The sequence below is a fragment of the Nonomuraea sp. NPDC050328 genome (assembly GCF_044459405.1).
Lineage (GTDB): Bacteria > Actinomycetota > Actinomycetes > Streptosporangiales > Streptosporangiaceae > Nonomuraea.
In genome coordinates this window covers 377,730-401,000 of the sequence record NZ_JBITIW010000010.1, presented here as the reverse complement: position 1 = coordinate 401,000, position 23,271 = coordinate 377,730, and the positions used below count along the sequence as shown (strand labels likewise).

General features: G+C 70.7%; 25 protein-coding genes. 10 read left to right on the top strand and 15 right to left on the bottom strand.

Annotated elements, in window-relative coordinates; all coding sequences use genetic code 11:
• Positions 1-89: 89 nt before the first annotated feature.
• The 3 genes from ACIBG7_RS33765 to ACIBG7_RS33755 are packed head-to-tail and all read left to right on the top strand — an operon-like array spanning position 90 to position 3,384.
• A complete protein-coding gene (locus ACIBG7_RS33765; RefSeq protein WP_357934665.1) occupies positions 90-1,364 on the top strand; it encodes an MFS transporter in 1,275 nt (424 codons plus the stop codon).
• Positions 1,361-2,251: an alpha/beta hydrolase gene (locus ACIBG7_RS33760; RefSeq protein ID WP_357934668.1), complete on the top strand. Its 891-nt coding sequence runs from the start codon at positions 1,361-1,363 to the stop codon at positions 2,249-2,251. The genes ACIBG7_RS33765 and ACIBG7_RS33760 overlap by 4 nt, the downstream gene beginning before the upstream one ends.
• On the top strand, positions 2,248-3,384 hold the full coding sequence (locus ACIBG7_RS33755; RefSeq protein ID WP_357934671.1) for a tannase/feruloyl esterase family alpha/beta hydrolase: 1,137 nt from the start codon (positions 2,248-2,250) through the stop codon (positions 3,382-3,384). Before ACIBG7_RS33760 ends, ACIBG7_RS33755 begins: the two co-directional genes overlap by 4 nt.
• Here ACIBG7_RS33755 and ACIBG7_RS33750 read toward each other — a convergent pair.
• The gene (locus tag ACIBG7_RS33750) at positions 3,374-5,353 is read right to left on the bottom strand and encodes a glycosyltransferase family 2 protein (protein ID WP_397338799.1); all 1,980 of its coding nucleotides are present in this window, start codon (positions 5,351-5,353) and stop codon (positions 3,374-3,376) included. The two genes, ACIBG7_RS33755 and ACIBG7_RS33750, sit on opposite strands and share 11 nt — an antisense overlap.
• Positions 5,354-5,414: 61 nt before the next feature.
• On the bottom strand, positions 5,415-6,080 hold the full coding sequence (locus ACIBG7_RS33745; RefSeq protein ID WP_357934677.1) for a transglycosylase SLT domain-containing protein: 666 nt from the start codon (positions 6,078-6,080) through the stop codon (positions 5,415-5,417).
• Between the two features lie 227 nt (positions 6,081-6,307).
• Here ACIBG7_RS33745 and ACIBG7_RS33740 point away from each other — a divergent pair, with 227 nt between their 5' ends.
• From ACIBG7_RS33740 to ACIBG7_RS33730, 3 genes are read left to right on the top strand one after another with little or no spacing between them, the layout of a single operon-like run.
• Positions 6,308-6,982, top strand: coding sequence for a response regulator transcription factor (locus ACIBG7_RS33740; protein WP_181614382.1), 675 nt, complete (start codon positions 6,308-6,310; stop codon positions 6,980-6,982).
• Positions 6,979-8,400: a HAMP domain-containing sensor histidine kinase gene (locus ACIBG7_RS33735; protein WP_357934678.1), complete on the top strand. Its 1,422-nt coding sequence runs from the start codon at positions 6,979-6,981 to the stop codon at positions 8,398-8,400. Before ACIBG7_RS33740 ends, ACIBG7_RS33735 begins: the two co-directional genes overlap by 4 nt.
• Positions 8,397-8,906 carry a hypothetical protein gene (locus ACIBG7_RS33730; RefSeq protein WP_357934681.1) on the top strand — a complete coding sequence of 170 codons (510 nt, stop codon included), beginning with the start codon at positions 8,397-8,399 and terminating at the stop codon, positions 8,904-8,906. Before ACIBG7_RS33735 ends, ACIBG7_RS33730 begins: the two co-directional genes overlap by 4 nt.
• Here the strand turns inward: ACIBG7_RS33730 and ACIBG7_RS33725 are convergent.
• From ACIBG7_RS33725 to ACIBG7_RS33685, 9 genes are all read right to left on the bottom strand, one after another.
• On the bottom strand, positions 8,896-10,197 hold the full coding sequence (locus tag ACIBG7_RS33725) for a PhoH family protein (protein WP_357934684.1): 1,302 nt from the start codon (positions 10,195-10,197) through the stop codon (positions 8,896-8,898). The genes ACIBG7_RS33730 and ACIBG7_RS33725 overlap by 11 nt on opposite strands.
• A gap of 168 nt (positions 10,198-10,365) precedes the next feature.
• Positions 10,366-11,127, bottom strand: a complete 762-nt coding sequence (locus ACIBG7_RS33720; RefSeq protein ID WP_357934686.1) for an isoprenyl transferase — start codon at positions 11,125-11,127, stop codon at positions 10,366-10,368.
• 50 nt (positions 11,128-11,177) lie between these two features.
• Entirely contained in the window at positions 11,178-11,672 is a 495-nt protein-coding gene (locus ACIBG7_RS33715) for a hypothetical protein (RefSeq protein WP_397338798.1), read from the bottom strand.
• Between the two features lie 58 nt (positions 11,673-11,730).
• On the bottom strand, positions 11,731-12,561 hold the full coding sequence (locus ACIBG7_RS33710; protein ID WP_357934690.1) for an amidohydrolase family protein: 831 nt from the start codon (positions 12,559-12,561) through the stop codon (positions 11,731-11,733).
• Between the two features lie 75 nt (positions 12,562-12,636).
• Entirely contained in the window at positions 12,637-13,014 is a 378-nt protein-coding gene (locus ACIBG7_RS33705) for a hypothetical protein (protein WP_397338797.1), read from the bottom strand.
• Entirely contained in the window at positions 13,001-13,615 is a 615-nt protein-coding gene (locus tag ACIBG7_RS33700) for a TIGR04222 domain-containing membrane protein (RefSeq protein WP_357934696.1), read from the bottom strand. The genes ACIBG7_RS33705 and ACIBG7_RS33700 overlap by 14 nt, the downstream gene beginning before the upstream one ends.
• Entirely contained in the window at positions 13,605-14,420 is an 816-nt protein-coding gene (locus tag ACIBG7_RS33695) for a DUF692 domain-containing protein (RefSeq protein ID WP_397338796.1), read from the bottom strand. Before ACIBG7_RS33695 ends, ACIBG7_RS33700 begins: the two co-directional genes overlap by 11 nt.
• Positions 14,421-14,460: 40 nt before the next feature.
• Positions 14,461-16,293 (bottom strand): phosphoenolpyruvate carboxykinase (GTP), encoded by a 1,833-nt coding sequence (locus tag ACIBG7_RS33690; RefSeq protein WP_397338821.1) that lies wholly within the window; start codon positions 16,291-16,293, stop codon positions 14,461-14,463.
• 162 nt (positions 16,294-16,455) lie between these two features.
• Positions 16,456-16,986, bottom strand: a complete 531-nt coding sequence (locus tag ACIBG7_RS33685; protein ID WP_357934705.1) for a hypothetical protein — start codon at positions 16,984-16,986, stop codon at positions 16,456-16,458.
• Positions 16,987-17,078: 92 nt separating this feature from the next.
• On the opposite strand from ACIBG7_RS33685, the gene ACIBG7_RS33680 reads away from it, so the two are divergent.
• On the top strand, positions 17,079-18,335 hold the full coding sequence (locus tag ACIBG7_RS33680; RefSeq protein ID WP_397338795.1) for an alkyl sulfatase dimerization domain-containing protein: 1,257 nt from the start codon (positions 17,079-17,081) through the stop codon (positions 18,333-18,335).
• Here ACIBG7_RS33680 and ACIBG7_RS33675 read toward each other — a convergent pair.
• The 3 genes from ACIBG7_RS33675 to ACIBG7_RS33665 form a co-directional block, all read right to left on the bottom strand.
• Positions 18,304-19,419 carry a C40 family peptidase gene (locus tag ACIBG7_RS33675; protein WP_357934710.1) on the bottom strand — a complete coding sequence of 372 codons (1,116 nt, stop codon included), beginning with the start codon at positions 19,417-19,419 and terminating at the stop codon, positions 18,304-18,306. The genes ACIBG7_RS33680 and ACIBG7_RS33675 overlap by 32 nt on opposite strands.
• A 185-nt stretch (positions 19,420-19,604) precedes the next feature.
• Positions 19,605-20,105 (bottom strand): transcription elongation factor GreA, encoded by a 501-nt coding sequence (gene greA, locus ACIBG7_RS33670; protein ID WP_357934713.1) that lies wholly within the window; start codon positions 20,103-20,105, stop codon positions 19,605-19,607.
• A 98-nt stretch (positions 20,106-20,203) separates the two neighbouring features.
• On the bottom strand, positions 20,204-20,620 hold the full coding sequence (locus tag ACIBG7_RS33665; protein WP_357934716.1) for a DUF4307 domain-containing protein: 417 nt from the start codon (positions 20,618-20,620) through the stop codon (positions 20,204-20,206).
• Between the two features lie 129 nt (positions 20,621-20,749).
• Between ACIBG7_RS33665 and mca the strand changes: the two genes are divergently transcribed.
• Genes mca through ACIBG7_RS33650 form a run of 3 tightly spaced genes read left to right on the top strand, consistent with a single transcriptional unit; the run spans position 20,750 to position 22,064 of the window.
• Positions 20,750-21,610 carry a mycothiol conjugate amidase Mca gene (gene mca, locus ACIBG7_RS33660; protein WP_397338794.1) on the top strand — a complete coding sequence of 287 codons (861 nt, stop codon included), beginning with the start codon at positions 20,750-20,752 and terminating at the stop codon, positions 21,608-21,610.
• 9 nt (positions 21,611-21,619) lie between these two features.
• Entirely contained in the window at positions 21,620-21,778 is a 159-nt protein-coding gene (locus tag ACIBG7_RS33655; RefSeq protein WP_397338793.1) for a hypothetical protein, read from the top strand.
• A 1-nt stretch (position 21,779) separates the two neighbouring features.
• Positions 21,780-22,064, top strand: coding sequence for a GNAT family N-acetyltransferase (locus ACIBG7_RS33650; protein WP_357934724.1), 285 nt, complete (start codon positions 21,780-21,782; stop codon positions 22,062-22,064).
• Between the two features lie 3 nt (positions 22,065-22,067).
• Here ACIBG7_RS33650 and ACIBG7_RS33645 read toward each other — a convergent pair whose 3' ends face one another.
• Positions 22,068-23,216 carry a hypothetical protein gene (locus ACIBG7_RS33645; RefSeq protein WP_397338792.1) on the bottom strand — a complete coding sequence of 383 codons (1,149 nt, stop codon included), beginning with the start codon at positions 23,214-23,216 and terminating at the stop codon, positions 22,068-22,070.
• Positions 23,217-23,271 lie beyond the last annotated feature (55 nt).

The window sequence follows — 23,271 nt, the reverse complement described above, 5'->3', positions numbered from 1 at the left end:
CCCACCGCCGACTGTGGGTGCCGCGCCCATAGGAGTGACTCCCGTCACTTCGTAGCGTGAGCGCACTCCCCAGTCAGAAACGGTGTGATATGTCCATCAAGAAGATCGTGGGCGCGAGCCTGATCGGCACCACCATCGAGTGGTACGACTTCTTCCTGTACGGCTCGGCCGCGGCCCTGGTGTTCAACAAGCTCTTCTTCCCCGACTCCGACCCCCTGGTCGGCACCCTGCTGGCCTTCCTGACCTACGCCGTCGGCTTCGTCGCCCGCCCGCTCGGCGGCCTGGTCTTCGGCCACTTCGGCGACCGGATCGGCCGCAAGACGCTGCTGGTCGTGAGCCTGCTGATGATGGGCGTGGCGACCTTCCTGATCGGCTGCCTGCCCACCCACGCCGCCATCGGCAGCGCGGCGCCGATCCTGCTCACCGTGCTCCGCCTGGTGCAGGGCTTCGCGCTCGGCGGCGAGTGGGGCGGCGCGGTGCTGATCGTCTCCGAGCACGGCGACGCCGAGCGGCGCGGCTTCTGGGCCTCCTGGCCGCAGGCGGGCGCCCCGGGCGGGAACCTGCTGGCCACCGGCGTGCTCGCACTGCTGGCCGCGGTCCAGTCGGAGGCGACCTTCCAGAGCTGGGGCTGGCGCGTGCCGTTCCTGCTGTCGGGCGTGCTGGTGCTGATCGGCCTGTGGATCCGGCTGACCATCACCGAGTCGCCGGTCTTCCAGCAGGCCCCCGAGCTGGACAAGACCCCGCTGGCCGCGGTGCTCAAGAACCACAAGCGCGACATCCTCATCGCCATCGGCGCCCGGCTGGCCGAGAACATCTCGTTCTACCTGATCACCGTCTTCGTGATCACCTACGGCACGACGGCCGTCAAGCTGGACAAGGCGACCGTGCTCAACGCGGTGCTGATCGCCTCGGCCATCCACTTCATCACCATCCCGATGTGGGGCGCGCTCTCCGACCGCGTCGGCCGCCGGCCGGTCTACCTGGTGGGAGCCGCGGGCGTCGGCGTCTGGATCTTCGCCTTCTTCCCGCTGATCAACACCGGCAACTTCGGGCTGATCACCCTCGCCGTCACCGTCGGCCTGCTCTTCCACGGCATGATGTACGGCCCGCAGGCCGCCTTCTTCAGCGAGCTGTTCGGCACCAGGATGCGCTACACCGGCGTCTCCATCGGCGCCCAGCTCTCGGCCATCGTGGCCGGCGCGCTCGCGCCCGTCATCGCGACGGCGCTGCTCAAGGACTTCGGCAGCAGCCTGCCGATCTCCCTCTACCTCGGCGCGGCGGCCGTGCTCACCCTGGTCTCGGTCTTCGTGGCCAGGGAGACTCGCGGCACCGACCTGGCCGGGCAGGAAAGGATCAAGGTATGAGCGTCATCTTCGTCCACGGCAACGTCTCCTCCGGCGCGTTCTTCGAGGACCTGCGCCTGCCCGGCGCCAAGGCCGTGGACCTGCGCGGCTTCGGCGCCGGGCCGCGCAAGCCGGTCGACGCCACCCGGGGCGTGCGCGACTTCGTCGACGACGTGCTCGCGGCCATGTCCGGCGAGCCGGCCCACCTGGTCGGCTGGAGCCTCGGCGGCGGCGTGGTGCTGCAGCTCCTCCGCGACCACCCGCACCTGGTCAAGAGTCTCGTCCTGATCAACCCGGTCTCGCCCTACGGCTTCGGCGGCACCACCGGTCCCGAGGGCACGCTGACCCACGCCGACGGCGCCGGGTCCGGCGCGGGCGGCGCCAACCCCGACTTCGTCAAGGCGCTGCAGGCCGGCGACCGCGAGACGATGCGCCAGGTCTTCCAGTTCGGCTACGTGAAGGACCCGGCGGTCACCGAGGAACGCTGGCTCGACTCGATGCTCACCACCGAGGTCGGCGACGACAACTACCCGGGCGACTCGGTGCCCTCGCCGAACTGGCCGGGCACCGCCCCGGGCGGCCGCGGCGTGCTGAACGCCATCGCGCCCGTGCACTTCCGCATCGACGACCTGCACACCCTCGACCCCAAGCCGCCGATCCTGTGGATCCGCGGCGCGGACGACGCGATCGTCTCCGACGCCTCGATGTTCGACGTGGTGCACCTGGGCGCGATCGGCGCGATCCCCGGCTGGGACGGCACCCCCGCCCAGCCCATGGTCACCCAGACCCGCGCGGTCCTGGAGCGCTACGGCAACTACCGCGAGGTCGTCCTGGACGAGTGCGGCCACAGCCCGCACATCGAGCGCCCGGAGGAGTTCCTCCGCCTGCTGAACGAGCACCTGGCATGAAGATCCTCGCCCTCACCCTCCTGGCCAACCTGCTGGCCGCCCCGGCGAGCGCCGAGCTGCGCGTGCCCGGCGCCGAGCACGTCATCAGCGCCCAGCTCGCCGACCTCACCACCGCCGGGACCGTCGCCACCGGCCACACCGATCCCGCCGACTGGGCCGGCCTGCACAGCAAGGCCACCGTCAACCCCACCGGCGTGCCCGGCATCCAGCTCGACGGCTACTTCCCCGACACCTCCACCGGCAACACCACCCGCGGCTGGAACCACGACTCGCAGTTCGTGATCCGCCTGCCCGAGCGGTGGAACGGCGGCCTGGTCGTCGCCGGCACCCCGGGCAACCGCGAGCAGTACGCCAACGACTTCACCATCTCCGACTGGGTGCTGGCCAAGGGCTACGCCTTCGCCTCCACCGACAAGGGCAACGTCGGCCTCACCTTCCACGAGGACGGCCGGCGCCCCGGCGACGCCATCGCCGAGTGGAACGAGCGCGTCACCCAGCTCACTGTCGCCGCCAAGGCCGTGGTCAGGCAGCGGTACGGCAGAGCCCCCGAGCGCACCCTGGCCGCCGGCATCTCCAACGGCGGCTACCTGGTGCGCTGGCAGTTGGAGAACCGCGGCTGGCTCTACGACGGCGGCCTCGACTGGGAGGGCACGCTCTGGCGGCTCAAGGGCGACAACCTGCTGGAGTTCCTGCCGCAGGCGCTCAAGGACCCGCTCGCGGCGGGCTTCCCCGCGGAGTCGGAGTTCCTGTGGCCCTTCCACCGGCAGTACTACTGGGAGCTCACCCAGCGGCTCTACCAGCAGGAACTCGACCCGACCTACACCGGCGCCCCGGCCGACTACGTCTACGCCGAGCGCCGGCCGTACCGCGCGGTGGCCAGGATCGCGCTCACCGGGCGCATCACCAAGCCGCTCATCACCGTGCACGGCACGCTGGACGCCCTGCTGCCGATCGCGCGCAGCTCCGACGTCTACGCGCGGATGGTCGGCCCGCACCGCCCCTTCCGCTACCACCGGGTCGAGGGCGGCAACCACCTCGACGCGCTGGTCGACGCCTACCCCGACCGGCTCAGGCCGATCCTGCCGGTCTTCCGCAGCGCCTTCGAGGAGCTGGAGGAGTGGGTCAGTCGCTGAGGTAACGCCGCCGGCCCGCCCGGGCCAGCCTCGCCAGGTGGCGGGCGCCCGGCACCCGGCGGGCCAGGCGGCGCAACCGCGAGTCGTGCACCAGCAGCCGGCGGCGCTCGGGGTCGACCTGGGCGACCGGCTGGACGGACACCTCGCCGCCGCGCATCTCCAGCCCGAAGCGCAGGCCGGTCTCCGCGCCGCCGGTGCGCAACGAGGTCAGCCACGCGCCGGGGCCGAGGTGGTCGCGTCCCGGCAGCACCCGCTTGACCGGCACCTTCGCCACGAGCTGGCCGGGCTGCCGGCCGGGCACGCCCGGCTCGACCATCGCCGGCGCGGTGATCTCGCGCAGCCGGCCCGAGGTGTTGCGCAACACGAGTTCGAGGGCCGGGCCGCCGCTGGGCGGCACGTACGGCACGGGCACCACGACGAAGACGTGGTCGTCCTGCCGCGTGACGCTCGCGCCCGGCGAGACCAGCGCCACCGACTCGGGGAAGGAGCCGGGCTCGATGGCCAGGCCCAGCTCGCCCTCGTCGCTCCAGCAGGGCACCACCAGACGGCGGCGCGGCATGGGAGCGAGCACGCCCAGGCAGTTGAGCGGGCCTTCGGGCCGGCTGACCCTGGCCCTGGCCTGGTGGGCTCCGCCGTACATCCGGACGTGGACCTCCCAGTGCCCGGAGCCGAGCGGTTCGCCGAGGGCGGCGCCGGTCACGTCCACCCGCGCCTCGCCCACGATCTGCAGCCGGAGGCCGGTCCCGTCGGGCACGCGCTGCACCCGGTAGTCCACCGGCACGAAGTAGCAGTCGCCGGTGTCCTCCTTGCGCAGGTAGACCTCCATGCGGGCGCGCCCGGCGGCGTAGGTGACGTCGGTGACGCCGGGCGGCAACGCCAGGCCCAGGTCCGGCGGCGACCAGTGCAGCCGCTCGTCCTCGGCGTGGAAGAGCACCGGCTCTCCCGCCGCGTCGAACAGCTCGACGGTCAGCCCCAGGACCAGCACCTCCTCGTCCCAGCGCACCTCGTGCAGGTCGGCGCGGACGGCGGTGCGGCGGGTGGCGTTGGCGAAGGTGACGAGCTGGTCGAGCCGCCCCTCGCGCAGGATCAGCGCGATGGCCCGCAGGTGCGCGGGCAGGTAGCGGTCCAGCCGGTCGGGGAAGCGCTCCAGCACGAGCTCGCGGCAGAGCCCGAACAATCGGCTGCGGTCGAGCGAGGACCCGGCGAAGCGGGCGGTCATGAACGGCCGCAACACCGTGGAGCGGAACCAGTGGGCATACATCCGGTCGCGTTCCCGGCCCTGGGTGTGCTCGTCGATGACGTCGAGCAGTGCGCGCAGCTCGGCCACCATGGCCAGCGGCTCCTCCTCGCGCTCCGGCCGCTCGCCCAGGTGGCAGCAGATCGGCTCGGCGAGCACGGTGATGACCTTGGCCAGCAGGTAGGCCCGCACCGCGAAGGCCTGCTCCGCGACCTGCCCACCCGGTACGGCGAAGCCCAGCCGATGCTCCTCCAGGAAGGTGCGCCGGTAGAGCTTCTGCGGCCCCAGCAGCCCGAGCAGCCGGTCGCCCAGCACGTCGGCCCGCGCCCGGTCGCTCTCGAACGCCGGCAGCGGCGGCCCTGAGTCGCGCACCAGCCGCCCGACCAGCACGTCGGACTCGCACTCCACGGCCCGTTCGTACATGACGCGCAGCGCGTCGCGCTCCAGCCGGTCGTGCTGGTCGAGCAGGTAGACGTACTCGCCCCGGGCGCTGGCGATGCCCACGTTGCGCCCGCGCACGGGGGAACCGGTGTGCGGCAGGTGCAGCACCCGCGCGTTGGACCGCACGGCCGCCACCGCGTCCAGCCGCTCGGCCATGCCGTCCGTGGAGCCGTCGTCCACGAAGATGACCTCGTAGGAGTCGATCGTCTGCTCCAGCGCAGAGCGGATGCACGGGTCGGCCGTGCCGCCGGGATTGTGGATGCTGACGACTACGCTGACCTTCACGCCCATGTCAGCTAGCGTGCGTCGTCACCTCGGCGCGGACCCGCAGGCTTGCCGATCGAAGGGGGTGTCAGTACCAGCCCTTGGCCTGTGAGTGGCCCCAGGCCCCGCACGGCGAGCCGTACCTTCCCTTGATGTAGCCGAGACCCCACTTGATCTGGGTGGCCGGGTTGGTCTGCCAGTCGGATCCGGCGCTGGCCATCTTGGTGCCGGGCAGCGACTGCGGGATGCCGTAGGCGCCGCTGTAGCGGTTCATCGCCCGCTCGTTCCAGCCGCTCTCCTTGTGCCACAACTTCTCCAGGCAGCCCCACTGCTCGGCGCCGAAACCGAAGGAGGCGAGCATCTCCTTGGCGATGGCCTTGTTGCTGCCGGGGTCGGGGTCGCTGCCGGGCGGGAAGTTGACCGGCGGGAAGCCGTCGCCCGCGGGCGCCTGCTCCTCGACCTTGACCTTGTCGAGGGTGCCCTTGTTGCCGGCGCGGAGCTGGGCGAGCTGGTCCTTCTTGTAGGCTTGGGCGGCGGCGGCCTTCAGCTCGTCGTTCTTCGGCTCGGGGACGTAGCCGCCGACGAGCGCGCTGAACTCCTCCGGGCCGATCGGGGTGCGTGCCTCCTTGGCGTTCTCCATCGCCCGGTGAACGACGAATCCTCCGCCTCCGGCGATCACCAGCACCGACGTCGCGATGATGGCTGCCCGCTTGGGGCCCTTGGAGCCTTTGGATTCCGGTCGCTTTCTGAGCACGCCCCTGAGCTTGCCCTGTGGAGGGGGGTGGTCCGCAACCGGAACCCGCCATTCAGTTGGCGAAGGCTTGACCAATCTCCAGGTTGGCGGGACGTTTGCCAACGGCTGTGACTTTCGTCACATTACTCGGACTCAGGGTGCCCCGCGTTTTTTGGGATCCGGTGCGCGCGATGTCACGTTTTCATGACAGAACCCGGATATTCGCGGCCAGCATAAATAATGTGCCCGTGGCAGGCATCCTCTTGGTGGAAGACGACCCCTCTGTCCGGACCGCGCTGGAATTAGCGCTCACCCGGCAAGGGCACTCGGTGACGTCCTACGCCACCGGCGAGGAGGCTCTCGACCACATCCGGTCCCGCCGCCCGGAGATCGCGATCCTCGACGTCATGCTCCCCGGCATCGACGGCGTCGAGGTCTGCCGCCGCATCCGCCGCCTCGACCAGCTCCCGGTCATCCTGCTCACCGCGCGCGGCGACGACCTGGACGTGGTGGTCGGCCTGGAGGCCGGCGCCGACGACTACGTGGTCAAGCCGGTCGAGCCCCGCGTGCTCGACGCCCGCATCCGCGCCATCCTGCGCCGGGCCGAGTCGGCCGCCTCCGACCGGATCGCCTTCGGCGACCTGATGATCGACCGGGGCGCGCTCAAGGTCACCCTGGCCAACAAGGAGATCCACCTCACCCCCACCGAGCTCCGCCTGCTGCTGGAGCTCGTGCGCCACCCCGGGCAGGTGCTCAACCGCCGCTACCTGCTGCGCGTGGTCTGGGACCACACCCACGTCGCCGACTCACGCCTGGTGGACGCCTGCGTGCAGCGCGTGCGGGCCAAGATCGAGCCCCGGCCGGCCGAGCCCGTCTACATCCACACCGTCCGCGGCTTCGGCTACCGGTTCAGCCCGCCGTGAACCGCCTGCCGACCGGCCTGCGCGCGCGACTGGTGATCACCTTCACCCTCGTCGCGGTGATCTCGTCGTTCCTGGTCGCCAGCATCGGCTTCGAGCTCGCCAAGAACGCCCTGGTCAAGCGGACCGAGGACAACACGGTCGAGCTGATGACCAGGGAACTGGTCAAGATCAAATTTCCGTTCGGCCGGCTCCGCGAAGGCGAGGAACGGCCGCGCGACGCCGACCTCCAGCACCTGGCCAACGAGCTGGACACGCCCGGCGGCCACGTCATCGTGGTCTACGAGCGCAACGTCTACAGCGACTCCGAGCACGTCATGGAGGAGCGCGACCTGCCCCAGGAGCTGCGCGGCCGGGCCAGCGCCGGCTTCGTCAGCCAGCGCAAGTACATCCGCGGCGACCTGTGGCTGATCGTCGGCACCGAGGTCTTCCGCGCCGACGAGCTCAACCGGCCCGAGCCGACCGGGATGCGCGTCTTCAGGTTCGTGCCGCTCAAGAACGACCTGCAGCAGCTCGCCTTCCTGCGCGGGGCGCTGCTCCAGGCCGGCGCAATCACGCTCCTCATCGCGCTGACCGTCGCTTTAGTGTCCGCCCGGCGCGTGCTGCTGCCGGTCCGCCAGCTCAGCGCCGCCGCCCAGGCCCTCGGCAACGGCCAGCTCGACACCCGGCTGCCGGTCCAGGGCCAGGACGAGCTGGCCGACCTCACCGTCCGCTTCAACGACGCCGCCGCCGCGCTGGAGGCCAGCGTCACCGAACTGCGCAACCTGGAGGCGATGTCGCGGCGCTTCGTCGCGGACGTCTCCCACGAGCTGCGCACCCCGCTCACCGCGATGACCGCGGTCACCGACATGCTCTCCGACGAGGCCGACCGGCTGCCGGACGAGCCCGCCCAGGCCGTGCGGCTGGTGCTCAAGGAGATCTCCCGGCTGAGCGAGCTGGTCGAGCACCTCATCGAGGTCAGCCGCTTCGACGCCGGCACCGCCACGCTCAACCTCGAACCGGTGAACATCGCCGAGGAGATCGTGAGCTGCCTCGAACTGCGCGGGTGGCAGGACAAGGTGCGGATGAACGCCAATCCGGGGCTGACCTTCGACGTCGATCCCCGGCGCTTCGACGTCATCATCGCCAACCTGGTGGGCAACGCGCTCAAGCACGGCGGGCCGCCGGTCATGATCACTGCCAGGAGCACGGCCAACGGGCTGGAGGTGAAGGTGCGCGACCACGGCAAGGGCATCCCGGCCGCGGCTCTGCCGTACATCTTCGACCGGTTCTACAAGGTGGACGGCGGGCGCAGCCGCAGCCACGGCAGCGGGCTCGGGCTGGCCATCGCCCGCGCCAACGCCAAGCTGCACGGCGGCACCATCTCGGTACGGCAGCAGCAGCCCGGCACACTCTTCACGGTCTGGCTGCCCCCCGCATGAGGCGCCGGCTGATCGCCCTCCTGCTGCCGGTGCTGCTGGCGGCCGGCTGCGGGCTGTCCCCGGGCGACGTGACGAGCGTGGCCGTCCCCGCGCCGGTGGTGCAGATCCCGCCGCTGCCCCACCGGATCGTCCTCTACAAGTACGGCAGGCCGGTCCTGGCCCCGGTGCACCTGCGCAACGCCGACATCGACGAGCTGATGAAGCGCCTGTTCGACACCCGCCGCCGGGGCTACGAGACCGCCATGGCCGAGATGTTCTACGACTGGGCCAACACGCCGCCGCGCTCGTCCGAGGGTTCGCCCAGGGACCTGGACTCCCGCCGGACCACGCTCCAGGTCTTCGTCTACAAACACAGCAAGATCACGGAGAAGGCCGCCCTGCAGATCACCTGCACCGCCGTGCGGAACTGGGAGAACCTTCTCCGTGTCGAGATCTACCGTGGCAACGAGGACGACCTCTACGGGTCGTTCCGCTGCCGGGACGATCTCACGCTGATCAGAGAGTGAGATCCTCCAGCATCTCGGTCACCAGCGCGGCGATCGGCGAGCGCTCCGACCTGGTCAGCGTGATGTGCGCGAAGAGCGGGTGGCCCTTCAGCTTCTCCACCACCGCGACCACGCCGTCGTGCCGCCCCACCCGCAGGTTGTCGCGCTGGGCGATGTCGTGGGTGAGGACCACGCGCGAGTTGGCGCCGATCCGGCTGAGCACCGTGAGCAGCACCCCACGCTCCAGCGACTGGGCCTCGTCCACGATCACGAACGCGTCGTGCAGCGACCGGCCGCGGATGTGCGTCAGCGGAAGCACCTCCAGCATGCCCCGGTCGAGCACCTCCTCGATCACCTCAGGTGTGGTGACCGCGCCCAGCGTGTCGTAGACCGCCTGCGCCCAGGGGCCCATCTTCTCGCCCTCGCCACCGGGCAGGTAGCCGAGCTCCTGGCCGCCGACGGCGTACAGGGGGCGGAAGACGATCACCTTGCGGTGCTGGCGGCGCTCCAGGACGGCTTCGAGGCCCGCGCAGAGCGCCAGCGCCGACTTGCCGGTGCCGGCCCGGCCGCCGAGCGAGACGATGCCGATCTCCGGGTCCATCAGCAGGTCGAGCGCGATGCGCTGCTCGGCGGAGCGGCCGTGCAGGCCGAACACCTCGCGGTCGCCGCGCACCAGCTTGACCGACTTGTCGGGCAGCACGCGCCCGAGTGCGGAGCCCTTGGCCGACAGCAGCCGCAGACCGGTGTGCGTGGGCAGTTCCCTGGCTTCCTCCAGCTCGGCGCTGCCCTGCTCGAAGAGCGAGCCGACGTCCTCGGTGGTGACGTTCAGTTCCGCCATGCCGGTCCAGCCGGACTCGACGATCAGCTCCGCGCGGTACTCCTCGGCGGCCAGGCCGATCGAGGCCGCCTTGACCCGCATCGGCAGGTCCTTGGAGACCAGCACCACGTCGGCCCCTTCCGCGGCGAGATTGCGCGCCACGGTCAGGATGCGGGTGTCGTTGTCCCCGAGGCGGAAGCCCGCGGGCAGGATCGACGGGTCGCTGTGGTTGAGCTCGACCCGGATGGTGCCCTCGCCGACCGGGATGGCCTCGTCCAGCTTGCCGTGCCGGACCCGCAGGTCGTCGAGGTAGCGCAGCGCCTTCCTGGCGAAGTAGCCGAGCTCCGGGTGGTGCCGTTTGCCCTCCAGCTCAGTGATCACCACGATCGGGAGGACCACGTCGTGTTCGGCGAAGCGCGTCAGCGCCGCCGGGTCGGCCAAGAGGACAGAGGTGTCCAAGACGTAGGTGCGCTTGGACTGAGGGTTTGCTGCCACGCATTCTCCCCCGGGCGCCCGGTGGGGCGGGCACCCTGCAGACGAGGTGGGAATCGGACCGGGCCCGTGCCTTCTGAGAGGCGCCGGATCCCGGCCCCCCTCAGCAGGTGCAGATGCAAAGGCGGGCCCTCTCCAGAGCGTTCGACGCTACGACCTGGATACCCAGTTTCAGGAGCCGTAACGCCGATGCCTCGCGGCGTAGTCGCGGAGCGCCCGGAGGAAGTCCACTCTCCGGAAGTCGGGCCAGTAGGCCTCGTGGAAGTAGAACTCCGAGTGGGCGCTCTGCCACAGCAAAAAGCCGGACAACCGTTGCTCCCCGCTGGTGCGAATGAGGAGGTCCGGGTCCGGCTGGCCGCGAGTGTAGAGATGCTCGGCGATGTGCTCGACATCGAGAACCTCGGCGAGGTCCTCGATGGTCGCCCCCTTGCTGGCGTGCTCCTGAAGGAGTGAGCGCACCGCATCGGCAATCTCACGTCTTCCACCATACCCAACCGCAACGTTCACAATCAGACCAGGACGATGCGAGGTGACTTCCTTGGCATTTTTCAGGACATTCGCCGTCCTGTCGGGGAGCAGGTCAAGCGCGCCCACCGGGCAGACCCGCCACCCCGCGCCGACCAGTCCCTGGACCGTCTCCTCGATGATCAGCAACAACGCGTCCAGCTCGTCCTTGGACCGGTTGAGGTTGTCGCTGGACAGCATCCAGACCGTCACGACCTCGACCCCGGCCTCGTCGCACCACGTCAGCAGCTCGGAGATCTTGTCCGCGCCGCTGCGGTGCCCCCGGCTGACGTCGGCGATCCCGCGCGACTTCGCCCAGCGGCGATTGCCGTCGATGATCACACCGACGTGGCGCGGCATGCTGTCCCTGGACAGCTTGGACTCCAGCCGGCGCTCATACAGCCGGTAGACCAAATCGCGCAGGCCCACGGAGCCCTCCCCGGTGTCGGAACCGCCTCAACAGGCAATTATCGCCGGGTTTAGTGGCTGCCCGCCCCCTCAATCGGATTCCTGGCCAGATCCCGCCCGCCCAGGCACGCCTCGGCCTCGGCGAGCAGCTCGCCGACGAAGGCCGCCAGCTCCGAGGAGGACAGCACCGCCCGCAGCCCCACCCCTTGCGTGCCCCACGCCTCCAGGTAGGCCCGCCTGGTCAGCAACCAGCGGCCCTCCGGCTGCCAGATCGGGATGGTCCGCAACTGGCAGCGCAGCTCACCGCCCGGCGAGCCCAGCCTGGTGCGGTAGCGGAAGGCGAACAGCTCGCCGTCATCGGGGAACCTGTCCTCCGGGTCCGGCCAGCTCGCCTCCGCCCGCGCCTCGTCCACCCCGCGCGCCAGGCGCGCGAGGAACCACCCGCACCGCTCCCCCACGGTCCCGTACGGCGAGCCGTCCCGGTGCAGCGCGAGGGTGATCTCGTAGGGCACGCCGACGCTGTCCTTGCACGGCACCGGCGTGACGGTCAGATAGGAGCCGTCCACACAACGCAGTCCTCCCACGTCACTGACGTTTCCTGGTTATCACCTGTTAAACGGCTTTTCAGCGGTCAAAGCGGTAGAACTCCCGCGCGGTCCCGCCCAGGACCCTGGCCGTGTCGCTCCCGCTCAGGAGGGTACGGTAGGCGTCCCACACCCGCTCGTAGTCCCCCGCCAGCAGGCACACCGGCCAGTCGCTGCCCGCCATCAGCCGCTCCGGGCCGAAGCAGGCCAGCGCGTGCGCCACATACGGCCTCAGGTCGTCGAGGGTCCACCGCTCGTGGTCGGCCTCGGTCACCAGGCCCGAGACCTTGGCGTGGACGTTGGCGAACCGGGCGCACTCGGCCAGTTGCCCGGCCCACGGCTCCCAGCCGGCGTCCTTGATCCGCGGCTTGGACAGGTGGTCGATCACCAGTCTCAGGCCCGGGTGGCGGGCGGCGGTGGTCACCACGTGCTCCAGGTGCCTGGGGAGCAGGGAGACCACGTCGAAGCTCAGGCCGTGCTCGGCCAGCAGGCCCAGGGACTCCTGCACCGGCTCCCGCACCAGCCAGTCGGGGTCCGGCTCCTCGTGGATCAGGTGGCGGACGCCTACGAACTTGGGGTGCTTTCCGTAGGTGCCGAGGGCCGTCGCGGTGGCCGCCGGGTCGGTGAGCGGCAACCAGCCCACCACCGCGCCGATGAACTCGTGCCGGTCGGCCTGGGCGAGCATCGCGTCGGTCTCCGCGAGCGAGTCTGCCGCCTGGACCAGCACCGTGCGGTCTACGCCCGCCTGGTGGAGGTGAGGTTGGAGGTCTTCCGGGGCGTAGTCTCGGTACAGCACGCCGAACTCGGGGGTCAGCCAGCCGTACCGGCCGCTCTCCAGGGACCAGAAGTGCTGGTGCGCGTCCACAATCACGCGGCAAACATAGGATCTCTCGACCGGTCAGGACAAGAGCCCGGCCCTCGGTTAAGGGTCCAGCGCCACTACCGGCTACGGGGAGAGACGTCGGATCCAGCGTCGCCACCGCGACTGGGGGTGCCGTTTCCGCAGCCACGTCGCGAAGTCCTCGGCGTCGGCGCGGTAGCCGGTCGGGGGTTCCGTCCTGGCCGCGGCGTAGGCGGCGAACTCGCGGGCGTAGCCGGCCCCCGCGATCTCCCGCAGGTCAGGCCGCAGCCGGGCGACGACGGCGCGCCGCTTGGCCACCAGGCTCGCTGCCTGCACCGCCATCCGCGCGGGATCGAACCCGGCGGGCACCTCACCCCGGGCAACCAGCGCGGCCACCACCCGGGCCTGCCCCTCAGCCAACCGCCCCCGCGCCCCAGCCTCCCGCTCGGCGGGCCGCTCGGGCGACGGGTCAAGCCCCGCCACCACCGCAGCCTCCGCCGCCGCCGCAACCTCCGCCGCCGCCTCCGCTGCCGCAACTGCTCCCACCGCTGCTCCCGCCGCTGCTCCCACCGCAACCGCCGCCGCAGCCGGTGGCTGAGCCGGAGCCGCGACCCGCTCGAGGGCGTCCGCCGGTGCGGACGCGGCCGACGCGGCGAGGGACGCGGGCGGCCGTGGCGGTGGTGAAGGCGAGCCGTACCTCAGGGTCCACGATGGCCGGGATACCCCCCAGGGCAACGGCCATGACGGGATCGGCGGTCTGAACGAGCAGGGCGAGCGCCGAACGACCCGAGTCGGTGGCCCGAAGCCCGAAGAGGCCGCGGACGGCCAGCCCCTGCTCCCGCAACCGCGCCTCGGCGGCCCGGGCCGAGACGCCCTGCTCGACCCGCCGCCAGATGGCGTGCAGGTGGTCGGCCCGCTCCAGGGCCAGGCGCTCGATCGGGTCCCGGGCGACGGCCCCGGAGACGGGCATCAGCCACGACCCGCGCGACAGGCGTAACCGCCCGTCCTGGATGAGCCCGACGAGTACGGCCAGCGCGACGCGCCGGCGCCCGCCGCTGAGGTAGGCGGCGTCGTTACGGTCCATGGCCCACGACCTTCCGGATCCGGCCGAGTTCGGCGGCGAGCGCCGCGTCGCTCGGGTAGTCGTCATCCCACTCCAGTAGAACCCCTGGAGGCGAGGTCCGCGCGCACAGCTCGGCGAGAACCTCGAGCACGGGTTCGGGGACGGCGTGGGTGTGGGTGTCGTGCCAGATCCCGGCGTGTTCCTCGCCTCCGGCGACGTGCACGTAGGCCAGCCGTTCCAGGGGCAGGTCGTCGAGCGCGTCGAGCGCGGACAGGCCGAGGTTGACCTGGTTGGTGTAGAGGTTGGCGACGTCGATCAGCAGCAGGACGTCGGTGCGTTCGACCAGTTCGGTGCGGAACTGCGCGTCGGTCAGCTCGTCCTCGGGCCAGCCGAAGAGGGCGGCGACGTTCTCCAGGGCGAGTGGCACCGGCAGGGAGTCCTGGGCCTGCCGTACGTTCTCGACGATGACGCCGAGGGCCTCGCGGGTGCGCGGGACGGGCAGGAGGTGGCCGGCTTCCAGGCCGCCGGCTCGCACGAAGGCGAGGTGTTCGCTGACGAGGGGCGAGCCGAGCGCCTCGGCGCAGGCGGCGAGATGCGCCAGCCGTACCGCGGAGGGCCGGGCGGCGTCGCCGACGCCCAGGCTGACGCCGTGCGGGACGACCGGCAGGCCGCGGGAGCGGAGCACCTGGAGGGACTCGGGCAGGTGCGGAGGGTGCAGGTGCTCGGCGACGACCTCCGCGAAGTCGACGCCGGGCAGCCGTTCGACGGTCAGATCGATCTCGGCGCGCCAGCCGATGCCGACGCCCAGCCTCAGGAAATCCCCCATGGGAGACGCTTAGCACCTCCCATGGGGTTCCGCCAGGGGATCAGGCCAGCCGGTCCAGCAGAGCGTTGTACTCCTCCCACAGTTCCTTGGGAAGGTGCGTGCCGAACTTGTCGAAGTGCGCCGGGATCAGCGACGCCTCCTCGCGCCAGACCTCCTTGTCGACGCTGAGCAGCGTCGTCAGGTCGTCCTCGGAGATCGACAGCCCTTCGGTGTCGATCTCCTTGGGCAGCAACCCGATGGGGGTCGGCACGGCCGACGCCTCGCCGTTGAGGCGGTCGACGATCCACTTGAGCACGCGGCTGTTCTCGCCGAAGCCCGGCCAGATGAACTGGCCCTGCTCGTTCTTGCGGAACCAGTTCACGTAGTAGATCCGGGGCAGCTTGGCCCCTTCACGCCGGCCGATCTTCAGCCAGTGGCCGAAGTAGTCGCCCATGTTGTAGCCGCAGAACGGCAACATCGCGAAGGGGTCGTGACGCAGCTCGCCGACCTTGCCCTCGGCGGCGGCGGTCTTCTCGGAGGCGACGTTGGCTCCGAGGAAGACACCGTGCTGCCAGCTCAGCGATTCGGTCACGAGCGGGACCGCCGTGGCGCGGCGGCCGCCGAACAGGATCGCGGAGATGGGCACGCCCTTGGGGTCCTGCCACTCCGGCGCGATGGTGGGCGCCTGGGCGGCGGGGGTGGTGAAGCGGGCGTTGGGGTGGGCGGCCGGCTCCGCGGAGTCCGGCGTCCAGTCGCGGCCCTTCCAGTCGGTCAGGTGCGCGGGGGGCTCGTCGGTGAGGCCCTCCCACCACACGTCGCCGTCGTCGGTGAGGGCGACGTTGGTGAAGATGCTGTTGCCCCACAGCGTCTTGACCGCGTTGGCGTTGGTGGTCTGGCCGGTGCCGGGGGCGACGCCGAAGAAGCCGGCCTCGGGGTTGATGGCGTACAGGCGGCCGTCGTCGCCGAAGCGCATCCAGGCGATGTCGTCGCCGACCGTCTCGACCTTCCAGCCGGGGATGGTCGGCTGGAGCATGGCGAGGTTGGTCTTGCCGCAGGCGCTGGGGAAGGCGGCGGCGACGTAGCGGGTCTCGCCGCTGGGCGGGGTGAGCTTGAGGATGAGCATGTGCTCGGCCAGCCAGCCCTCGTCGCGGGCCATGGCGCTGGCGATGCGCAGGGCGTAGCACTTCTTGCCGAGCAGGGCGTTGCCGCCGTAGCCGGAGCCGTAGGACCAGATCTCGCGGGTCTCGGGGAAGTGGCTGATGTACTTGGTGCTGCTGCACGGCCAGGGCACGTCCTGCTGGCCGGGCTCCAGCGGGGCACCGACGGAGTGCACCGCCTTGACGAACTCGCCGCGCTCCTCGATCAGCCGCAGCGCCGGCTCGCCCATGCGGGTCATGATGCGCATCGAGACGACGACGTACGGCGAGTCGGTGATCTCCACGCCGAGCTGGGAGATGTCGCCGCCCAGCGGGCCCATGCAGAAGGGCACGACGTACATCGTGCGCCCGCGCATGCTGCCCTGGAACAGCTCGCCGAAGGTGCGGCGCATCTCGGCGGGGGCGATCCAGTTGTTGGTGGGGCCGGCGTCCTGCTCGCGCTCGGAGCAGATGTAGGTGCGGTCCTCGACGCGGGCCACGTCGCTCGGGTCGGACTTGGCGTAGAAGCTGTTGGGGCGCTTGGACAGCCTGGTGAAGGTGCCCTGCTCCACGAGCAGGTTGGTCAGGCGGGTCCACTCCGCCTCGGACCCGTCGCACCACTCGATCCGGTCAGGCTGGGTCAGGGCAGCGATCTCATTGACCCACGCGACCAATTCTGCATTGGTCGTGGGGGCTTTCACTTCGACGGATACGGACACGGCGGCGGCTCCTCCACTCTCTCCCTGCGGCCCAGACATCATTAACGACAATGTGCCGCAAAGGCCAATTGGCATAGACCTCTGTACGGCTGTCGCCGCAGGTGATTGGGGGAGCCTACCCACAGAGAAGCAGATTAACTAAAACCATTCATCGACTGGTTCAGTCCATTCAGGGTGGTCTAAACCAATGCCGGAAATGGTTTAGTCCATTTTCTGGCCGCCGACATCGGGTCCGGCGGCGCGCACGCGGTCCACATGCTGCAGCGCGTCGCGCAAATCATTCAGCCACGTGTCGGTGTGCCGGCCGACGAGTCGCACGCACCAGGCGAGCGCGTCGCTGCGGCTGCGCGCCACGCCGGCGGCCACCAGCGTGTCGAGAACCTGGCGCTCGGACTGCCGCAACCGGGTCATCACGGGCACGGACAGTGTGGTGAACATCACCGTGTCGCCACCGCAGGCGACCCCCCAGGCCACCTTGCGGCGGAAGCGGCGCTCGGCCTCGCGGGCGATCTCGATGCGGCGCTCGCGGGTCTCCTCGCGGAAGCGCCGGATGAGGCCGTCGATCTGGGCGGCCTTCTCCACCTCGGACTCGGTGGCGGGTTCGGGCAGGGTGCCGATGACGGCGATCTCCTCGCGGTCGATCACGAGCTCGACCGGACCGGTGAACCAGTCCTCCGGGAGGCGGCCGGTGAACCAGCCGCGGAGCTGGGCTACTACCTCGTCACTATCCATGTAATCAACATTACATCGTTTCCCGGCACTGCCAAGGTCTTGACAGGCGCGTCATGATGGCCGGAACAAAGTTCTGGGAGAAGGAGTCACGGGTGGATCTCCGGCAACACGCGGACGCCGTCTGGCGCGGCGAACGCCTCGACAACATCGCCGCCCTCGCGGCCGGCCGCCGTCCCGTCGCCGACGTGCTCGACGGCGTCGGCTTCGTCAGCGGCTTCGGCAACTCCGTCGTCTTCCGCGGCGAGGGCGAACTCGTCCTCTTCGACACCGGCAACCCCATGGGCGCCCAGAAGCTGCACACCGACGTCCGCGCCTGGGCCGTCGAGCCGCTGGGCACCGCGATCTTCTCCCACGGCCACATCGACCACGTCTCGGGCGTCGGCCCCTTCGACGCCGAGGGCCCGGTCACCGTGGTCGCCCACGAGGCGGTCGCCGAGCGCTTCGACCGCTACGTCCTCACCAACGGCTACAACGCCGTCATCAACCAGCGCCAGTTCCAGATCCCGGACCTCACCTGGCCGCTCGATTACCGTCACCCCGACCTGACCTACCGCGACGAGCTCACGCTCCAACGCGGCGGGTGGACCTTCGAGCTCTTCCACGCCAAGGGCGAGACCGACGACGCCACCGTCGCCTTCGTCCCCGAAGCCCGGATCCTGCTGCCCGGCGACCTGTTCATCTGGGTCTCGCCCAACTGTGGGAACCCCCAGAAGGTGCAGCGCTATCCGCGCGAGTGGGCGATCGCGCTGCGCCGGATGGCCACCCTGCGCGCCGAGATCATGCTGCCCTCCCACGGCGCCCCGATCTTCGGCGCCGACCGCGTCGAGCAGGCGCTCGTCGAGACCGCCGAGTGGCTGGAGAGCATGGTCGAGCAGACCCTCGACCTGCTCAACTCCGGCGCCCGCCTCGACACCATCGTCCAGGCCGTGCGACCCCCCGAGCGGCTGCGCGACCGGCCCTACCTGCAGGCGCTCTACGACGAGCCGGAGTTCGTGGTGCGCAACCTCTGGCGGCTGTACGGCGGCTGGTACGACGGCAACCCGGCCCGGCTCAAACCCGCCCCCGACGCGGTGCTGGCCGCCAAGCTCGCCGAACTCGCCGGAGGCCCCGCCCGCCTGGCCGAGGCCGCCCGCACCGCGCTGGCCGACGGCGACGCCCGCCTCGCCGGCCACCTGGCCGAGCTCGCCGTCCAGGCCGCGCCCGACGACCCGGCCCTGCACGAGATCAGAGCCGAGGTGTACGGCAGGCGAGCCGAGACCGAACCCTCGCTGATGGCCCGAGGCGTCTTCGCCTGGACCGCCGCCGAGTCGCGCCGGCTCAGCGAACCCGCGCCGCCACCTGCGGGCTGATGCGCACCACCCCGGCGAGGTTCTTCGTCGTCACCGGCGCGAGCTTCACGACGTCGCCGGTGCGCGGCGCGTGCAACATCTGCCCGTTGCCCCAGTAGATGGCGACGTGCGAGATGTAGCCGGGGTTGGTGGGGTCGTGCCGCCAGAAGATGAGGTCGCCGGGCTGGGCCTGCGCCAGCGGGATCTGCGGCCCGGCGACCCACTGCTGGTGGGTCACCCGCGGCATCTTGATCCCGGCCTGCGCGTAGGCCCACTGCACCAGGCCGGAGCAGTCGAAGCTGTCGGGCCCTTCCGCGCCCCAGACGTAGGGGCGGCCGAGCTTGCCGTACGCGGCCTGCAACGCGGTCTGGAGCTGCGAGACCGACATGAGCGGGGTGACCTGGAGCGTGGCGGTGGGCGGCGCGACCGGGTTGACCGTGGCGATCTGCGTGCCCCTGGGCAGCAGGCGCAGCAGCTTGCGGCGCAGCGCCGCGGAGTCGGTCTCGGGCGCGCTGACGATGAGCGCGTTGTCGCGCGGCAGGCCGAGGTCACGCGCGGTGCGCTTGGAGACGAGCGCGTCGACCGCGCCCAGCCCGGTGGTGGCGTAGGCGCCCACCCGCAGCGGACCCTGCGGGCCGCGGACCTTGCGGCGCAGGGTGAGGCCGCCGTCGGTGCCCAGCACGAAGGAGACCGCGATGTCCCCCGCGGCCACCGTGCTCCACAACGCGTCGGAGGAGGCGGTGACCTTGGGGGTGAAGGCGCGGAAGGTCGAGGGGTCGATGCCGAGCGTCTGCACCCGCTTGCCGTCGATGGTCACCGCGGCGGCGTCGGCCAGCTCCAGCGCGCGCACGCCGCGCTGGGCGGCGACCTTGCGGAGCTGGTCCATGGTGAACGGCTTGCGCGTCACCACGAACAGGTTGGGCTTGCGCAGCTCCCCCAGCGGGGCGACGGCCGGGCGCGACGGGGGCGGCTGGACGATCTCGGCGGCCGGTGAGGTCCGTGGCCGTTGCTGCGCCACGCGCTCGGGCTCGGGGGCCGCCGGGCCGTACAGCAGCAGGAGGTCGACGATGAGGACGGCGGTCAGCGTGCCGGCGATGTAGGGCACGAACCGCCGGTGGTCACGCCGGCGGGGCGGCTGCGGCGGCGGAGCGCCCCAGTAGGGCAGCGGCTGCGGGACGGGCTCGGGGGGACGCCGGCGGAAACGGCGGAACAGATAGGCCAGGTCCCCCCTGATCCCATGCGAAAAGTCCGCCGGGCCTAAGGGGGCCCGGCGGATCCGTTCTTCTGGGGTCAGTTGCCGACGTACGGCACAGCCTCGAGGATCTCGACCGTGTTCTGGCGGCCGTTGGGCATGGCGTAGGTCGCCCGCTCGCCGATCTTCTTGCCGTTGATCGCCGCGCCGAGGGGGGACTTGGGCGAGTAGACGTCGATCGGCGCCCCGCTCTCCTCGCGGGAGGCCAGCAGGAAGGTGACTTCGTCCTCGTCACCCTCGAACCGGATGGTGACGGTCATGCCGGGGCCCACCACGCCCTCGGTGGTGGGGGCCTCGCCGACCTTGGCGTTGTCGAGGATCTGCCGGAGGTGGAAGATGCGGGCCTCCATCTTGCCCTGCTCGTCCTTGGCGGCGTGGTAGCCGCCGTTCTCCTTCAGGTCGCCCTCCTCGCGGGCGGCCTCGATCTTCTTGGCGATGTCGACGCGCCCGGGGCCCGAGAGGTGCTCGTACTCCGCCTTCAGGCGGTCGTACGCCTCCTGCGTCAGCCAGGTGACGTTCTCATCGCGCGAGTCGGCCACGGGTTCTCCTTGCTTGCCTAGGGGGCCCTGTCAGTTGGGTCCGCTGAATTGCGAAAGGCTAACAAGTCAGCCGTTCGATCGCTTCCCCAAATGTCTCACTATACGAGATTGCAGTACTGGATGTGGACGGAAGACGCCTGAGCACTGGTCTGCAGGCTCTCCTTGAGTTGGTTCATACCCTCACCAGCGGCAATCGTTACTTCCTTGCTGCCGACTTCCACGTGGTTCTTGTCCAGGGCCTGGATCCGGCAGCGGGCCGTGCGCTCGTCGGGCTTGGTGAGGGCGAAGGTGATCTCGGCGCGGTCGGGCGCCTTCACGTTGAACGTGAGCACCCGGCTCGGCACGCCGGCGTCGCCGGTCGCGATCCAGACCACATACCCCCATCCGCCCATGAAGATCGCCACCAGCACCCCGATGACGACGTGCACGACCAGGCGTCCTTGTCGCTGCGGCCGGTCGGGGAAGTCGTCGGGGGTGCCGAGAACTGGACCGTTCTCGACATCTCTGGTGGCCATGGCGGAATCTCCCTGCACTTCCTCGGCGTTATCCGAGACAATTGTCGCCCGCGGGGGTCTTGCCCCTGCGCCCGACGCCCGATGTGAAACTATCTGAGGATCCCAACTGTGAGTGCACCCCTGAGACTGATGGCAGTCCACGCGCACCCCGACGACGAGTCGAGCAAGGGCGCCGCGACGATGGCACGCTATGTCGCGGAAGGCGTGGACGTGCTGGTCTGTACGCTCACCGGGGGCGAGCGGGGCTCGGTGCTGAACCCCAAGATGGACCGCCCCGAGGTCGTGGCCAACATCGCTGAGGTCCGCCGGCTGGAGATGGAGCGGGCGCGCGAGATCCTGGGCGTGAAGCAGCAGTTCATGGGCTTCATCGACTCCGGCCTGCCGGAGAGCGAGGAGGAGGAGCTGCCCGAGGGCTGCTTCGCCCTGCAGCCGCTGGAGAAGGCGGCCGCCCCGCTGATCGCCGCGGTGCGTGAGTTCCGCCCGCACGTGATCATCACCTACGACGACGACGGCGGCTACCCGCACCCCGACCACATCATGACCAACCGCGTCTCGGTCGAGGCGTTCGAGGCGGCCGGCGACCCCGACCGCTACCCGGGCACCGGCGAGCCGTGGCAGCCGCTCAAGCTCTACTACCACATGGGCTTCACCAAGGCCCGGTTCGAGGCCCTGCACGAGGCCATGACCGAGCGCGGGATCGGCTCGCCGTACGCCGACTGGATCGCCCGCTGGGAGGACCGCCCGCAGAAGTGGCCGGTGACCACCCGCGTGCCCTGCGCCGATTACTTCGAGCAGCGCGACAACGCCCTGCTGGCGCACGCCACCCAGATCGACCCGGACGGCTGGTTCTTCTCCTGCCCGCGCGAACTGCAGCAGGAGATCTGGCCGACCGAGGACTACCACCTGGCGCGCTCGCTGGTCGACACCGACCTGCCCGAGGGCGACCTGTTCGCGGGCATCCACTGTGAGGAGCTCTCCAGGGCTGAGTAGTCTGGAAGGGTGAACAGCAGCGTTGCCAACAGCCCGTACGGCCCCGGGGTCATCGCCTTCCTGGTCGTGGCGCTCATCGGCGTCGCCCTCTACTTCCTCATCAAGTCGATGAACAAGCAGATGGCGAAGATCGAAGTTCCGCGCGAAGCCGACCTCGACAAGGACTGACATGGGCCTGGAAGTCACCGACGCCCCCGAGCGGAGCCGGTTCGAGATCACCCTGGACGGGGAGCTCGCCGGCTTCGCCGAGTACCAGCTCCGAGGCACGACCGTGGTGTTCACGCACACGGAGGTCTTCCCGGAGCACGAGGGGCAGGGGCTGGCCGGCAAGCTGGTCAAGCACGCCCTCGACGTCTCGCGCGACACGGGCCTCACCGTCCGGCCGCTGTGCCCGTACATCTCGCGGTTCATCGAGCGGCACCCGGAGTACAAGGACCTGCTCGCCCCGGCCTGAGGCTCACTCCGGCGACCAGGCGCGCTCCAGCGCGGCGGGCAGGCCCCACCAGCCCAGCGGGGTGAGCGCCTCGTCCTCGTCCACCACGCCCAGGTGCGCCCAGAGCGCGACCACCTGGACGAACAGTCCCTCCAGCGTCTCCACGTCGTCCGGCTCGTCGTCGGCCTGCTCCACGTCCACGGAGTCGGCCACCAGCCGGGCCAGCCGCTCGGGCGAGGCGGGCGTGCCCGGCCCGAGCCGCGCCAGCGCCGCCACCACGGCCAGCCAGTCGGCGTGCGAGATCGAACACAGCGCGGCCAGCGCCTCGTCCTCCGGCGTCAGCTCCTCGTCCAGGCGCCCGAACTCCTCGGGGTCGTCGTCCTCCTCCGGCAGGTCGGAGATCGGCCCGGCCACCCCGGCGGTGACCGCCAGCCACAGCTCCTCGGCCCCCTCGGGCACCGCCCGGTCGTCGAAGCCCGCGCACGCCCGCAGCACGTTGCCCGGGTAGCCGGGGAAGTCCAGCACCTGCCGCAGCCTGCTAGCCGCGGCCTCCAGCGCCGCCTGCGGCCGTCCGGGCCGGGCCGGCAGCTCGTCCAGGATGCGGCGCAGCTCGCTCAGCGCCAGTTCCTCCTGCTCGTCCCAGCCCGCCATCAGCTCGGCGTCCTGCTCCTCGGCGACGACGTGCTCGGGGACGCGGCCGTCCGGCAGCGGCGTGTTCAGCCACGCCTCCTGCACCTGCTCGTAGGTCCGCCGGGCCGTCCCCTCGCCGCGTGCCAGCGCGTCGGGGTCGATCGTGCCCGCCTCGACCAGCGCCTCCAGCTCCGCGACCAGCCGGGCGTGCATCTCCTCGGCCACCGGGCCGCGCTCGTCCTCCTCCGGCCACAGGAAGTAGGTGGAGGTCAGCAGGATCGGCTCCGTGCCGGTCGCCTCCAGCCACCGCTGCACGTCCCCCACGGTGGCCTGGCCCGCCTCGATCGAGCTCAGCGTGGCCTTGGCGCTCTCCCAGAACGTGACCGACAGCGGGTTGCCCGCCGCCAGCAGCTCCTTGCGCAGGTCGGGCAGCGCCACCAGCGCCACCCCCGACGGTACGGCCAGCAGCGCCCTGGCCACGTCCCGCCTGGTCAGCGCCAGCGGGGAACGGCCGGCGTGCGCGCACACGTAATCGAGGTCCACGCTCACGGAGACTACGCCCTGACCCCCGGATGTCGGCATACCCCGGCCCGCGACG

Coding starts and splice junctions, on each gene's coding strand:
- ACIBG7_RS33765 (WP_357934665.1), top strand. CDS start 90: ATGTCCATCAAGAAGATCGTGGGCGCGAGCCTGATCGGCACCACCATC.
- ACIBG7_RS33760 (WP_357934668.1), top strand. CDS start 1,361: ATGAGCGTCATCTTCGTCCACGGCAACGTCTCCTCCGGCGCGTTCTTC.
- ACIBG7_RS33755 (WP_357934671.1), top strand. CDS start 2,248: ATGAAGATCCTCGCCCTCACCCTCCTGGCCAACCTGCTGGCCGCCCCG.
- ACIBG7_RS33750 (WP_397338799.1), bottom strand. CDS start 5,353: ATGGGCGTGAAGGTCAGCGTAGTCGTCAGCATCCACAATCCCGGCGGC.
- ACIBG7_RS33730 (WP_357934681.1), top strand. CDS start 8,397: ATGAGGCGCCGGCTGATCGCCCTCCTGCTGCCGGTGCTGCTGGCGGCC.
- ACIBG7_RS33700 (WP_357934696.1), bottom strand. CDS start 13,615: ATGGACCGTAACGACGCCGCCTACCTCAGCGGCGGGCGCCGGCGCGTC.
- ACIBG7_RS33695 (WP_397338796.1), bottom strand. CDS start 14,420: ATGGGGGATTTCCTGAGGCTGGGCGTCGGCATCGGCTGGCGCGCCGAG.
- ACIBG7_RS33690 (WP_397338821.1), bottom strand. CDS start 16,293: ATGTCTGGGCCGCAGGGAGAGAGTGGAGGAGCCGCCGCCGTGTCCGTA.
- ACIBG7_RS33685 (WP_357934705.1), bottom strand. CDS start 16,986: ATGGATAGTGACGAGGTAGTAGCCCAGCTCCGCGGCTGGTTCACCGGC.
- ACIBG7_RS33665 (WP_357934716.1), bottom strand. CDS start 20,620: ATGGCCACCAGAGATGTCGAGAACGGTCCAGTTCTCGGCACCCCCGAC.
- mca (WP_397338794.1), top strand. CDS start 20,750: ATGGCAGTCCACGCGCACCCCGACGACGAGTCGAGCAAGGGCGCCGCG.
- ACIBG7_RS33650 (WP_357934724.1), top strand. CDS start 21,780: ATGGGCCTGGAAGTCACCGACGCCCCCGAGCGGAGCCGGTTCGAGATC.